General features: G+C 60.0%; 11 protein-coding genes and 1 pseudogene. 8 read left to right on the top strand and 4 right to left on the bottom strand.

Features of this window, described 5'->3' with window-relative positions; all coding sequences use genetic code 11:
* Nucleotides 1-115 precede the first annotated feature (115 nt).
* From LB536_RS14405 to LB536_RS14385, 5 genes are all read left to right on the top strand, one after another.
* Complete coding sequence (locus LB536_RS14405) at nucleotides 116-3,454, top strand: AAA family ATPase (RefSeq protein WP_224593570.1); 3,339 nt, start codon at nucleotides 116-118, stop codon at nucleotides 3,452-3,454.
* Nucleotides 3,455-4,172: 718 nt separating this feature from the next.
* Nucleotides 4,173-4,601, top strand: a complete 429-nt coding sequence (locus tag LB536_RS14400) for a MucR family transcriptional regulator (protein ID WP_224593942.1) — start codon at nucleotides 4,173-4,175, stop codon at nucleotides 4,599-4,601.
* A complete protein-coding gene (locus LB536_RS31330) occupies nucleotides 4,598-4,780 on the top strand; it encodes a Lar family restriction alleviation protein (RefSeq protein ID WP_224593567.1) in 183 nt (60 codons plus the stop codon). The genes LB536_RS14400 and LB536_RS31330 overlap by 4 nt, the downstream gene beginning before the upstream one ends.
* A gap of 154 nt (nucleotides 4,781-4,934) precedes the next feature.
* A complete protein-coding gene (locus LB536_RS14390; protein ID WP_224593563.1) occupies nucleotides 4,935-5,144 on the top strand; it encodes a hypothetical protein in 210 nt (69 codons plus the stop codon).
* A 144-nt stretch (nucleotides 5,145-5,288) separates the two neighbouring features.
* Nucleotides 5,289-7,028, top strand: coding sequence for an adenylate/guanylate cyclase domain-containing protein (locus tag LB536_RS14385; RefSeq protein WP_224593560.1), 1,740 nt, complete (start codon nucleotides 5,289-5,291; stop codon nucleotides 7,026-7,028).
* Nucleotides 7,029-7,567: 539 nt separating this feature from the next.
* Here the strand turns inward: LB536_RS14385 and LB536_RS14380 are convergent.
* From LB536_RS14380 to LB536_RS14365, 4 genes are all read right to left on the bottom strand, one after another.
* Nucleotides 7,568-8,002, bottom strand: a complete 435-nt coding sequence (locus tag LB536_RS14380; protein WP_224593557.1) for a hypothetical protein — start codon at nucleotides 8,000-8,002, stop codon at nucleotides 7,568-7,570.
* Nucleotides 8,002-8,175, bottom strand: coding sequence for a hypothetical protein (locus LB536_RS14375; protein WP_224593554.1), 174 nt, complete (start codon nucleotides 8,173-8,175; stop codon nucleotides 8,002-8,004). Before LB536_RS14375 ends, LB536_RS14380 begins: the two co-directional genes overlap by 1 nt.
* A 1,026-nt stretch (nucleotides 8,176-9,201) precedes the next feature.
* On the bottom strand, nucleotides 9,202-9,411 hold the full coding sequence (locus LB536_RS14370) for a hypothetical protein (RefSeq protein ID WP_224593553.1): 210 nt from the start codon (nucleotides 9,409-9,411) through the stop codon (nucleotides 9,202-9,204).
* Entirely contained in the window at nucleotides 9,386-10,270 is an 885-nt protein-coding gene (locus LB536_RS14365) for an ATP-dependent DNA ligase (RefSeq protein ID WP_224593551.1), read from the bottom strand. The genes LB536_RS14370 and LB536_RS14365 overlap by 26 nt, the downstream gene beginning before the upstream one ends.
* A gap of 129 nt (nucleotides 10,271-10,399) precedes the next feature.
* On the opposite strand from LB536_RS14365, the gene LB536_RS14360 reads away from it, so the two are divergent.
* The 3 genes and pseudogenes from LB536_RS14360 (at nucleotide 10,400) to LB536_RS31320 (ending at nucleotide 12,309) form a co-directional block, all read left to right on the top strand.
* Nucleotides 10,400-10,807, top strand: coding sequence for a hypothetical protein (locus LB536_RS14360; RefSeq protein WP_224593549.1), 408 nt, complete (start codon nucleotides 10,400-10,402; stop codon nucleotides 10,805-10,807).
* Between the two features lie 595 nt (nucleotides 10,808-11,402).
* Nucleotides 11,403-12,050: pseudogene (locus tag LB536_RS31325) on the top strand (thermonuclease family protein); the annotation flags it as partial.
* A gap of 4 nt (nucleotides 12,051-12,054) precedes the next feature.
* Nucleotides 12,055-12,309 (top strand): excalibur calcium-binding domain-containing protein, encoded by a 255-nt coding sequence (locus LB536_RS31320; protein ID WP_224593937.1) that lies wholly within the window; start codon nucleotides 12,055-12,057, stop codon nucleotides 12,307-12,309.
* Nucleotides 12,310-12,649 lie beyond the last annotated feature (340 nt).

Below are 12,649 nucleotides of genomic sequence, written 5' to 3'. Positions count from 1 at the left end.
AAGCCCGATTCTTCCCGAGCGACCTCCGCTTCGACAGAATCCGAGCTACAGCATTTTCCTGGCATCTGAGCTAATATTGCGGCTGAGGGACCGAATTCAGCCTTGGGAGAGCTGTGTGGACGTTGCCGCTTGGTTGCGAGGCCTCGGCCTCCAGCAATACGAGCAGGCATTTCGCGACAACGCGATCGACGCGGAAGTCCTGCCGGAGTTGACCGATGCCGACCTCGAAAAGCTCGGTATGCTCCTCGGTCATCGCAAGCGATTCCGCAAGGCGATAGTGGGGCTGGGGCCGTCGTCAAGCCACCCCGACGCGAGCATCGATGACATCGCGGCTCAGAGCCGCACCCGGGCGCTAAGCGCGGAGCGTCGACAGCTGACCGTCATGTTCGTGGATCTCGTCGGCTCGACGGCGCTGGCGACGCGTCTGGATCCCGAGGACCTGCGTGAGATCATCGGAGCGTATCACCGGTGTGTTGCCGATACGGTCGCCCGCTTCGGCGGCTTTGTCGCCAAATATATGGGCGACGGAGTTTTGGTGTATTTCGGCTACCCGCAGGCGCACGAGAACGCCGCCGAGCAGGCGGTGCGAGCTGGCCTTGCTCTCGTCGATGCCGTCAGCCGCCTCCCAGAGCCCGAGCCATTGCGGGTGCGTGTCGGAATCGGCACCGGACAGGTCGTCGTTGGCGACCTGATCAGCTCCGGCGAAGGGCACGAGCGCGGCGTCGTGGGCGAGACGCCGAACCTTGCCGCCCGCCTGCAAGCTCTTGCCGAACCCGACACGGTCGTGATCGGGCCGCAAACACGGCAGCTGGTCGGCGATCTTTTCGAATATCGCGATCTTGGCGCCCTCGAGGTGAAAGGCTTTCCGGAGCCGGTTCATCCCTATCAAGTGGTTCGTGAGAGCGCTGTCGAAAGCCGGTTCGAGGCAATGCATGGGACGACGCCGACGCCGCTGGTCGGGCGTGAGGAGGAGGTCGAGCTGCTGCAGCGCCACTGGCATCGCGCGAAAAGTGGTGTAGGTCGTGTGGTGCTGCTCTCAGGTGAGCCGGGCATCGGAAAATCGCGCCTCACCCTCACCTTGCAGGAGCGGATCCAGAATGAGCCACACACCCGCTTGCGCTATTTCTGTTCGCCGCACCGGCAGGACAGTGCACTCCACCCGACCATTGCGCAGCTAGAACGCGCCGCCGGGCTGGAGCGCGACGACCCGCCTGAGAGGAAGCTGGATAAGCTTGGAGCCCTGCTTGCCCCGGCCTCGCCGGAGGACGGGGCGCTGCTGGCCGAGCTGCTGTCGTTGCCAACCGAAGGCCGCTTCCCGCCTCTCCAACTGACGCCCCAGCGCAAGAAAGAGAAAACCTTCGACGCACTGGTCAGGCAGCTCGAAGATCTGGCGCGACAAGGTCCGGTGCTGATGCTCTTCGAGGATGTGCACTGGATCGACCCCAGCTCGCGCGAGCTACTCGACCTGGTCATCGAGCGGGTGCCGCGCCTACCAGTTCTACTTCTCCTCACGTTCCGCCCCGAATTTCAACCGCCGTGGACCGGGCAGTCGCACGTCACGGTTCTGGTCCTCAATCGGCTCGACCGTCATGAAGGCGCCGCGCTGGTCCAGCGGGTCGTCGGCACCGGAGAGCTGCCGAGCGACGTTGTCGCGGAGATCATCGAGCGCACGGATGGGGTGCCGCTGTTCGTCGAGGAGCTGACTAAGGCGGTGTTGGAGAGCGGCAACGCCAAAACAGTGCTCTCACGAGCTGCCGCGACGGCGTTGAACGTTCCCGCCACGCTGCATGCCTCGTTGATGGCGCGGCTCGACCGCCTTGGCCCAGCCGTTAAGGAGGTAGCACAGGTCGGCGCGGTTCTGGGTCGGGAGTTCTCCTACGAATTGCTGGCCGGAGTCGCACAGCGAAATGCCGGCGAGCTAAATGACGCACTGGATCAACTCGGCGCCGCCGGTCTGGTGTTCTGCCGCGGGACGCGGCCACTGGCCACTTACCTCTTCAAGCATGCGCTCGTTCAGGACGCAGCCTATGGCACGCTGCTGCGCGCTAAGCGCCAGGAGCTACATAAGCGCGTCGCAGATGTGTTGGAGGAAAAGTGGACCGAAATCGCTGAAGCGCAACCCGAGCTCCTCGCACACCACCTTCAGCAAGCCGGGGATTGGGCCGGCGCGCTCGATCACTGGCAAAGGGCGGCAGGGGCGGCCGTAGCCAGAGCTGCGACCCGGGAATCCGTGTCGCACTTTGCCAGTGCTATCGACTGCAGCAAGAGACTTGGCGAAGTGTCCGGCGGAGCCGAACGGATGACACGTCTCCACCTTGCGATGGCCAATGCCTTGATGCAGGCTGAAGGGTATCGATCTGAGCGCCTTGAGAAGACGCTTGAGGATGCACGTCTTGCCGCCGCGAACACTGCATCGGTCGAATTGCAATGCGACGTTGCGCTTTCACTCGCTCCATTTTTTTATGCCACTGGGCGCAATCACGATTACCTGACCCTGGCCGAAGAGCTGCTCGCAAACTCTGCCGATGTCCTTCCAACGGCCTATTTGAGTGCTCTTTGGGCAACGAAGGGAATGGCTCATTCCAACCGGGGAGAAGAACCGCAGGCAGCAGAAGCTTTGCGCAAGGCCTTGGATTTGCCTGATCGTGTTGACCCAAGTCGGGGTATCTTGTTCGCCGGGGGGGATCAGCCCCGCGTCTCTGCCCAGGAATATTTAGGCGGATCGCTGATGATATTGGGTTTCTTTGACGCTGCAGTCGAGGAGAAAGAGAGCCTAATTCGAGATTTTGACCAGGTCGATAAGCCCTTCGAACTCGCGTGGCGTCTTCTCGGGCAGTGCGAATTGTGCGCGCTGCTTGGTCAATACAAGGAGCTCCTTGAGAACGCTACGAAGATCATCGAGATTTGCGACTTGCATGGCTACACGGCGCGTCGAAGCAGCGGCATCAGGTGGCGTGGCCATGCCCGCTCGCATTTAGGTGAACTGGATGCCGGCATCGATGACGTCCGGGAGAGTTTGGTGCTTTGGCGTGGGCACGGCGTCGTCTTTCATACCCCTGAGAAAGCATGCGCACTTTGTGATCTTCTCCTGCGAGCCGGTCGCATCGAAGAGGCATCGCAAATGCTTGATGACGTCGATACGCTCGTTTTCGATACGGACGAGGCGAGCTATCTGGCAGAATGTATTCGCTTGCGTGGCCAAATCGCCGCTGGCCGAGGTGACCTGACGGGTGCCGTGCATCTATTCGAAACAGCAATTGCCACTGCCCGTCGTCAGCAAGCGAGACTCTTCGAGCTTCGCGCCGCAACGCAACTGGCACCAGTTCTGGCAAGTCAAGGTCGTGTCCATGAGGCCGCAACGGGTCTGCAAGCGGTGGTCAACACATTTGACACTAGGTATCCAGTCGTAGACCTCATCGCAGCACAAAGGGCGCTGGCCGCTCTGAGCCGTTGAGGTCGCACCATCTGCGTTGGACAACGCAGATGTGTCGATTGATGCAAGCTTGGTTCATTCTGCTCCGAGTCGAGCGGTGTAACGCTGCTATCCGCATTGCGGAAGATGTCGGTATTGGTCAAAAGGCGCCCTTAGCCGTTGGACACCCGATGCTGCCACTCGGCCCACCTACCCTCCCACAAGAAGCGGAGCATTGACGAAATTTTTGTCTGTCCCAACAAGAGGCATCCCCACCACTCACCATGGGCATTCCTAGGACTCCCATCTATGTGGGGCACCCCCTCTCGCGAATACTCTTGATTGGCTCCTAAACGCGCCAAGTCCGCACCAACATCGGGTCCCAAATCGCCCCAATTCGCCCGAGATTGCCCCGACTATCTCGCACGGCCATGAATGTCTGGCCTTCGCTTTGGCTCGACAGAGCCATGTTCAGCGCCTTCGGCATCGCGGCGGCCGGCCAAGCAGGTCGACGGCCCGTTGGCTCTTCTTGTCTTAAGACCAGATCACTTGTTCCGCCATTTGGTCCCAGCGGACATGCGCGAAGAACCTGGTCTAACCGACCCGCCCCAAAGTGAGGACGAGGATGGCTGACCCTAACCGAGTCGTTGTGCATAGGCTAAGTTCGGGTGCCGTCTTGGCGTTTGTTTTTAAAGCCGATAAGGATCGCCGCTTGATCTAGACGCAGGAGAATAGAGTGCCGGAAGAGACACAGCAGGCAATGCCCCTTTTGATTGAGCTCACCGCCGACATCGTGTCGGCCTATGTCAGCAACAACCCGGTGCCGGTTACATCTCTTTCTGATCTCATCGCAAGTGTGAATTCGTCGCTGGCAAAGATTGGACCGCAGGCCGAGCCCGAGACGCCGACTCAGGCGCCCGCGGTGAATCCGAAGCGTTCGGTGTTTCCCGACTACATCATCTGCCTCGATGACGGTAAGAAGTTCAAATCGCTGAAGCGTCATCTCGCCGTGCGCTACGGCCTGACCCCCGACGAGTATCGCGAGAAGTGGAGATTGAAGTCCGATTATCCGATGGTCGCGCCGAACTATGCGGCACAGCGGTCGGCCTTGGCGAAGTCCAGCGGGCTCGGCCGGAAGACGGCGGCAAAGCCGGTGACGAGCACCCGCAAAAAGCGTTCGAGCCGGTGACTGCGCATCCTTGCCCGTTTTGCACGAGCAACGACGCAAGGCCTCATGTAACAGACGAGGGGCGAGTCGTGATGCGGTGCGACGACTGCGGTGCATCCGGCCCGGTCTGCGTCGACGAATTGAACGCCGTCAGAAGCTGGAATCGGCGTCCAGCTACACCTGAGCAGGATTGGGACTAACGGCCATGCAAGCATAGTCGACCCGCCGATCGCGGGGCGAGGTTGTGCCATTTTAATACAATCCCCAATTTGTAGACTTCCGCGTTCCATCGGCAGCTAGTGTCTCCTTCCATACCGAAGGAGGAGAAAGGCTGCGGATCGGGAGGGAAAACCAATGTCTGCCCAGAAAGAAGACTATCGAACCAACAAGGCCGATTATTTGATCGCCGGGAAGAAACGCCGATCGACCGTCGATGTCAGCCTCAATGAGACACTGGAAAGAAGGAAGAAATCGTTGTGGCTAAGAGATCCGGGAGCCGCCAGATTGGCCGCAAATCCGTGCGATAGCTTGCCGGCACCAAGAGTCAGGCCACGCGGCAATTGACGACGGTATTGCTTCCTTCGAGGCCGCAGCAGCGCTTGGGGATAGGCGGGCGCACGCCCTGCGGCATTCTTCGCAGCGAGGGGCGCCGGCCACTCGCTCTGCGCTCGGTCTTCCTGCTATCCTAGTGGAGAAGGAGGTCGCGCGATGAGCGAAAATCGCAAGCTAGCCGCAATCCTGGCTGCTGACGTTGTCGGATACAGCCGGCTCGCCAGCAAGGACGAGGATCGCACTTTGGCGCGGTTGCGCGCACTACGCAGCGATCTGATCGATCCGACCATCGCTGTTCACAACGGTCGCGTGATCAAGCGCACGGGGGACGGTGCGCTAGTCGAGTTCCGCAGCGTCGTGGATGCCGTGCGTTGCGCCATCGAGGTGCAGAACGGAATGGTCGAGCGCAATGCCGGCGTGCCGCCAGACCGCCGCATCGATTTCCGCATCGGCGTCCATCTGGGCGACGTGGTGGAAGAAAGCGACGGCGACGTGATGGGTGACGGCGTCAACATCGCATCGCGGCTGGAAGGCATCGCGGCGCCCGGGTCCATCTGCCTCTCGGAGGATGCCTATCGTCAGGTTAAGGCGAGGCTCGACCTCTCGGTCACTGACCTTGGCAACACGCAGCTGAAGAACATCGCAGAGCCTATGCGGGTCTATTCACTTCGGGTGGGGATGCTCGGGCGGGCCTCGCAACCTGCTACGAGCCATCGCACCGGGTCGGCGTCGCCGAAGCTGTCGATAGCGGTCCTGCCGTTGGTCAACATGAGCGGAGAAGCAGAACAGGCATTCTTCACCGACGGGCTAACGGAAGACATCATTACCGATCTGTCGAATGTGCCTGGCTTCTTTGTCATCGCCCGCAATTCCACATTTGCCTACAAAGGCAAGTCCACCGACGTGCGCCAAATCGCCCAGGACTTAGGGGTAAGATACATCCTTGAGGGTAGCGCGCGCCGCTCGGCGGAGCGTCTGCGGATCAATGTCCAGTTGATCGACGCTGCGAGTGGCGGCAACCATATCTGGGCTGAACGCTTTGACCGCGATCTCGCCGATATTTTCGGCGTTCAGGACGAAGTCACGCGGCGAGTTGTCGAAGCGATTTCTGGCAAGCTTGTTGTCAACATTGTTGGCCGTTCCAGGCCGTCAAATCTCGAAGCCTACGATCTTTGTGTGAGATCGCGAGGCAAATGCAACATTTCGAAATCGGACAATCGTCAGGCGTGTGCTGATTTGGAACGGGCCATCCAGATCGATCCAAATTACTGCGAGGCGCACAGCGATCTTGCCATCTCACTGCTATTCGGCTGGATCTTTTGGGGAGAGCCCCAGATACCCGGCCGTGCAAGGGCTCTGATGCACGCGCAACGAGCCGTGGAGCTTGATCCTGGTGATTCCCACGCTCGTAGGATTCTGGGTTGCGTGCAACTTTATGAGCGCAATTGGGACGAAGCAGAATCGCAATTCGATGCTGCCATTCGGCAAAATCCCAATAATGCAGATGCGGTTGCATGGATGGGTGAGCTTCAAGTCTACTTGGGCAAACCCCAAGAGGCACTGAATTCTTGTGCAGAAGCGTTGCGTTTAAATCCGCATCCACCCGGTTGGTATTTCTGGTCCACGGGACTAGCGCAAATTGCTTCAGGTCAGTTCGAAGAGGCTGTTGCGACCTTGAGCCGGGACGAAACCTACGGGACCGGTTCGAGGGAGGACCTGATTGCCGCGCTGGCTCTTGCCGGCCGGGTTTCTGAGGCGCGGGAGGAAGCCTGCCTTCTTCTCAACGGAAACCCGGATTGGAAAATCGCTGATGTGAAGACGAAATTCCCCTTTAAGAGTGTGCTTGTTGCGGAGCCCTTCGTCGCTGGTTGGCGCCTTGCGGGCCTTCCTGAGTAGACCGCTTCGACACCATCCCTTCAAGGCCAGCTTGTCCATGAGATGAAAGTGGATTTGCTTCGCCCGGGAGCGCTTTGGCTGAACTGTGCTGGCCTTGCGGTATCATTGCCTCCAGAAGATGTGGAACTGATCCTATTCGGTAGGCGAGGCTCGACCTGCGGCCCCTCCAATGATCGGCGGCCCCAATCAAAGAGCTTCATCACACCCCCTGAGCTTTCTGGCCTCGCACTCCAAGGTCTTGCGATCATCGCCGTGGGATTAGCTCTCGAACCTGCTCGGGCGTGATCCGATGCTGCTACGCGAGATCCTGTATTTCGTGACCATGAATCTGCTCCACTTGAATGGCCACGATCTGCGCGACATGCCGCTGGTCGCCTCGCGCTTTCTTCCCTAGCCAATCGTTCACCGAAGGCTGCCAAGCGTTCGTCGAAGAGCACGCGGATAGCACGTCGGAATAACCAATTCGACGATGGAAACGACGGCGAGGACAGCGACTAATAGGAACGGTCGTGCCTCTTCGCGGCTAGTTCCGGGGCAGTTTATGGATCTCGGCCGCCACGATTGCAACTCGTGCAGAAAAGCGCCCGCTCAACGGTGCTGAATAGCGCGTCCTTGCCATATCGCCGGATCAGTGCGGCCGCCTTTACCGGGGCATGATGGGAGCAATTTTTGCACCAGGCCCGCAGCGTGTGCCACTCGCGCAAATCCCCGAGCGCGACGTCGAGACCGGCGTGAATGCTCCCATCGACAATCGTCTGTGGCGGTATCTTCACTTCGCCGGGCGTGATGATTTTCTCCATGACGTAGCGGCTGTTGAAGTGAATCAGCAGCATACCCGGCCGGCGCCGGATCGCTGCCTGCCAGGCGGCCTGACTGACCGCAGCGTCCGGCGAGCGTGAAATAGTTTCGAGATGGGTTTTCTCCTCTCGGTCCCAAACTTCAATGCGAAAATTGTCCTCGGCCGTATTCGCCATCACGATCGCGCCTTGTGCCAGCCGCGAGAGAACCCGTTGGAAATTGCCGCGCGCGAGAGCGCGAGCTCGCGCTCGAGTTCAGCGTTCCTGGCCAGCACATTCAGGAGCGCAACCACGGCGTCCCCGCCGGCTGCAGCGATGGCCTGCTGTGCCGCCATTTCCAATTCCGACATAGCTTCGCCATTCGGCGCGTTCTGGCGCTTTCCCATAGCCGTTCCTGCTCAGATCGCCTTCTGGAATAAGGAACATATTCCTGTCCGGTCAAGGTCGCCCCTGACTTTTTGTTCTTATTTTGTTCACTGTTAGCCAGATAGCCACAGGAGGCGAGTTATGAGGCTTCAGTTGGAGATCAACGGCGCTTCGCCGGAAGAGAAGGCCAAGCCCACAGAAAGCCGCCATCAAGGGGACGTCTCACCCGCTTGGAAATGGCCCGCATGGTCCGCTCCGTCCGTGGTCCCGGCATCAAAAACTTGGAACACTTCCCTAGCCAGGGATTCCCGCTTGTTCCCTGTCTTTTTTGGCTAGACGGCGATCGCTACACAGCCGATCAAATACCCGCTGGAGCTTCTCCAGATCAGCGGGCCAGTAGACATTACTGTTGCTCGACCAACGCATTGCCCCGCCCTCGGCGCGGCTTTGATAAGGCACCGTTTCTCGGAGCGGCAGGAACCCGCTCCAGAACTCTACACGGAGCGGGTTCCATCCCATTCCTGACCACAGCGCGGGCTCAGGCAGCCGCTGCCGCGGGCAATGGAATTGCTGAAAGAATATTGACTGCCGCGGCGCGAACGCAAGTAAGTCTTCCGGATGGTGCCACCGCCGAATGGAGCGCCGTCCAATTCTAGGACAGCGCCGTCAAAAACGTCGGTCAACTTGTGCGTCAGCCCGACGACGGAGATGACATCCGCCAAGTTGATGCGGTGTGTCTCATTCGGCGATAAGCTCGGACACCGCGTTAGGTTCCGACTTGTTCACGGTGGCCTCGTCAAGCTCCGCCTCGATGTTGTTACTTACCGGCAACCGGACGCCAGCACTCTCCAACGGCTCCCCATCGAAGCCCTGTAGCCAGGCGTCGGCCTGTTCCTGCCAATACTCAGGCACCGTGCGCTACTTGCCATCCTTGCGTGTCTGGACGCCATACATCCAGGCATAGGCGATGCGATCCTGATCCTTCTTGGCAACAGCCATCAATCTTATTCCTACCGGCCGAGCGGCTGCCGGGACAGCAAGACAAGCTCGGCTTCGTCGGTCACCCCAGCCATATAGTTCGCGATGACGCGCGATGCGAGCGCGTTTAGCGCTTCGGGCGACTGGCGGTTGACGGTGACCTGTTCGAATACCCGGCCCAGCAATGCCAGTTCCTCAGGTTCCAAAATTCCTGCTTCAGTTGCCTTTCGTCGAATCGGCATGATTCTCCTCGCGAAAATCCTGCAGCGAAGCGTGCCGCAAATCCTCCTCGCCACGCAAGTGCTTCACCCGCCCGATGATCCCGGGCCTCACCCATTGGGTCGCCGGTCGCTTCATGCCCTTTGGCGCCGGCCCGGCATGCTCTTGAACGCGCTTCCATAGCCGCTCGCGGATTGCCCGGCTGGAGTTGATAAAGGCCGACCCGACATATTGCCCCGTCTTGCGATCGGCCATCAAAGCGAACGCCGGCTTGCCGGGCTCCCGTTCGACGCCCAGCAGCTCGTATTCCTCGACCGTATAGCATTTCGCCTTCAGCCAGTTGGTCGACGGGCCGCTGCGATATTTGCTGTCCTTGCGCTTCGAGACCATGCCTTCCATGCCTGCTTGTTCGATCAGATGAAAGATGGCGCTCGCCTCGCCTGGCAGGGCCTCGCTGAACTGGATGCGCTGTCCCTCAGGGATCATCTCGGAAAGGATCCCGCGCCGGTCCTCCAGAGGCATGTCGCGCAGATCGTGGCCGTTGACGTGCAGGAGGTCGAAGGCGACGAAATAGAGGTCATGTTGCCGGCTGGTGATGGCTTTGCGCAGTGCGCCGAAGTCCGACAGCCCGGCCTCGTTCAGCACGATGATCTCGCCGTCTATGATGGCGCTCTCGACATCGAGGTCGCTGGCCGCTTTGGCGAGATCCCGGTATTTGGCCGTCCAGTCGAGCCCGCGACGCGTGAAGATCCGCACACCGCCGTCATCCTTGATGATCTGCGAGCGGTAGCCATCGAACTTCACCTCGTGAATCCAGCCTTCACCCTCTGGAGGCTTCTCAACCAGGGTCGGCATCAGAGGTTCGATGAACTTCAAATGCATGCACAGGGACTCGCAAACCGCGATTCAATCAGCTTTGGCTAAAATAGTTCCGAAACTGCAAACTGCACGCCTAATGCAACAAAGCTAGGCGCACCACGTTGCCCACCACACCATCGGATTGAGGCGACGATGACGAAGTATCAGGTCGAAGAGATTTACGGCACCACGGTCGTGTCATCTGGCACCGTCGTGGAGAGCGATCCCATGAAGGCCGCCGAAGCGACTGCCGGGCAACGAGTCTTGCCTAGGGCACTACAGGATCATTGGTTCCGGGTGGTCGATGAGGATCAAGCCGCCGTATACGAATACAGTTTGGCCGGACCTGACGAGCGTCCAGAAGAATGGACGAAACTCTCCGATCTCGGCTCGCCGATCCTGGGGCACACGCGGGAGTCCGATGCTGCCGATGAGCAAGAGAGTTTCTACAATTGCCCCATTTGCGGACAGCCAGTCGACATGCACGATCTCCGTCAGGTGATGTGGCACGAGCAGCCGAGGCATGAGCGGCTGAAGCCGGAAATCGTCAAACGCTCCTGAAAACCCAAAGAGCCCGCCGGCCGAAGCTGACGGGCCTGGTAATGCATTCGACGCAATCCGGCTAAGTGACCGGCCCCGACACGACTACCACTCAGGCGCGAAATGACCCGCACCTCTCGGGGAGGCGCGGGCCGACCAGAGATTGGGTCTTTGGTCAGCGACGGGCCTGTGCACCCTGCCGCCAAATGGCTCAATCTGCGGCGATCGACAAGGTTCCACCATACGAAAAAATGCCCGCCGCCGGAGAGGTCATGGCAGCGGGCCAGTTAACTGTCGTGGGAACACGCACCGTAATGGGAGAACAGTGCAACCGCCGAAGTTTTTCGACGCAACAATGTTCCACAGCGGATCAGATCCGGCCGTGCAGGAGGCGTGCTGCCGAGCGAGGCCAGCGACCATGCGTTTGGATTCAGTTCCTACCGGTGCGGACGATCCTCTGCGATAACGTTGTAGAGCACACAACACGCTACCAATGAGGCGACGCCGCCTACGAGATCACTCGCCGTCAAACCTGAAAAATAGACGAATTCAAACGCTGACATGGCCGCCCCTCTCCCTTGGAAATCGACCAAGATAGAACTGGTAGAAGGCTCTAATGTTCCGCTCCGGTTGGGCACTTCTGGACTCTTTCTCGCGATGCACGCATTCTGCCCCAGGGGAGCATGGGGGCGTGGACAAACATCGGCACGACAACCGGTCTGATCAGTGGCGAAGGCGAACTGGCGCCAGGCGCGCGCGCGCACGCAGATGGGCGAGCGTCCCGCTACGCCTGATCGTTGTCACGGTCATTGCGACCGGCGCATTGGCCGCGCAGACGCTCCTGCAGCACAACGTCAGCTTGCCGGAGCTCAACCTGTCGAACTTGCTTAAGCCGAAGCCGGAACCAATCACCGGCGTCGCCTCCGTCATCGATGGTGACACGATCGAGATCCATGGGCAGCGGATCCGGTTCAACGGCATCGACGCGCCGGAGAGCTGGCAGGATTGCGACGACGCCGAGGGATTTGAATATCCCTGTGGCCGGCGATCAGCCGAAGCGCTCGACTCTTTCCTGGCGGCCTCGAGGCCGGTGCAATGCAGCTTCGTCGATTGGGACCGCTATCACCGCTTCGTCGGGGACTGCCGGCGCGCTGATGGCGCCAGCGTCGCCGCCTGGATGGTCGAGAACGGCCAGGCTCTCGATTGGCCGCGCTATAGCCACGGCGCCTACGCACAGCAGCAGGCGACGCCCGAGGCGGCCAGAGTAGGTGTGTGGGTCGGAACGTTTCAGGCGCCTTGGGAGTGGCGCGCAGAGCTATGCCGACGGCACGGCGCCGTCGCGCCAGCCGCTCGGCATCATCAGCCGCAAGCTGGTCGCGCAGAGCGGATATTCGTGCGAGCCCCGCCGAACGTGCAGACAGATTGGCTCGTGCGAAGACGCCCAGTGGTATCTGCACAACTGCTCGTGGGGCCGGAAGTTGGATCGCGACGGCGACGGCGTGGCGTGCGAGACGTTGTGCTAGCAGCCACTGCCGCGGCGTCTTCGACCGTGAGCTGGTTACGCCGAACAAGCGCAATTCGAAATTTCCGGAGCTAATCATTGGCATAGAGTTCCACTACAACTAGCTGGCACAAGGGGACTGCATCCAGGACATCAAAGCCCGATGAGGACATTGGGAAGCTCACGAAACTCCTGAGCAGGCTGGAAGAGCGCCGTCAGATGATGGGCGCTGAAATGGGTGGTCCGGCTTCCAAGGAGCGCTACGACCAAATTGACGCCTACATAGTCGTCCGTGAACAATGAAGTGGGTCAGGCTGCGCTGGATCTGGGGCGGCTTTGGAGTGCTGTGATGAGAAGCCGCA

This window comes from Mesorhizobium sp. ES1-3, assembly GCF_020164795.1.
Taxonomy (GTDB): Bacteria; Pseudomonadota; Alphaproteobacteria; order Rhizobiales; family Rhizobiaceae; genus Mesorhizobium.
This window is presented reverse-complemented; position numbering and strand designations above follow the sequence as displayed.

Excerpts from the sequence above, each read along its gene's own strand:
- LB536_RS14385 (WP_224593560.1), top strand. The coding sequence starts at position 5,289 with ATGAGCGAAAATCGCAAGCTAGCCGCAATCCTGGCTGCTGACGTTGTC.
- LB536_RS14365 (WP_224593551.1), bottom strand. The coding sequence starts at position 10,270 with ATGCATTTGAAGTTCATCGAACCTCTGATGCCGACCCTGGTTGAGAAG.
- LB536_RS14380 (WP_224593557.1), bottom strand. The coding sequence starts at position 8,002 with ATGGCGAATACGGCCGAGGACAATTTTCGCATTGAAGTTTGGGACCGA.
- LB536_RS14370 (WP_224593553.1), bottom strand. The coding sequence starts at position 9,411 with ATGCCGATTCGACGAAAGGCAACTGAAGCAGGAATTTTGGAACCTGAG.
- LB536_RS14400 (WP_224593942.1), top strand. The coding sequence starts at position 4,173 with ATGCCCCTTTTGATTGAGCTCACCGCCGACATCGTGTCGGCCTATGTC.
- LB536_RS14390 (WP_224593563.1), top strand. The coding sequence starts at position 4,935 with ATGTCTGCCCAGAAAGAAGACTATCGAACCAACAAGGCCGATTATTTG.
- LB536_RS14360 (WP_224593549.1), top strand. The coding sequence starts at position 10,400 with ATGACGAAGTATCAGGTCGAAGAGATTTACGGCACCACGGTCGTGTCA.
- LB536_RS14375 (WP_224593554.1), bottom strand. The coding sequence starts at position 8,175 with ATGTCGGAATTGGAAATGGCGGCACAGCAGGCCATCGCTGCAGCCGGC.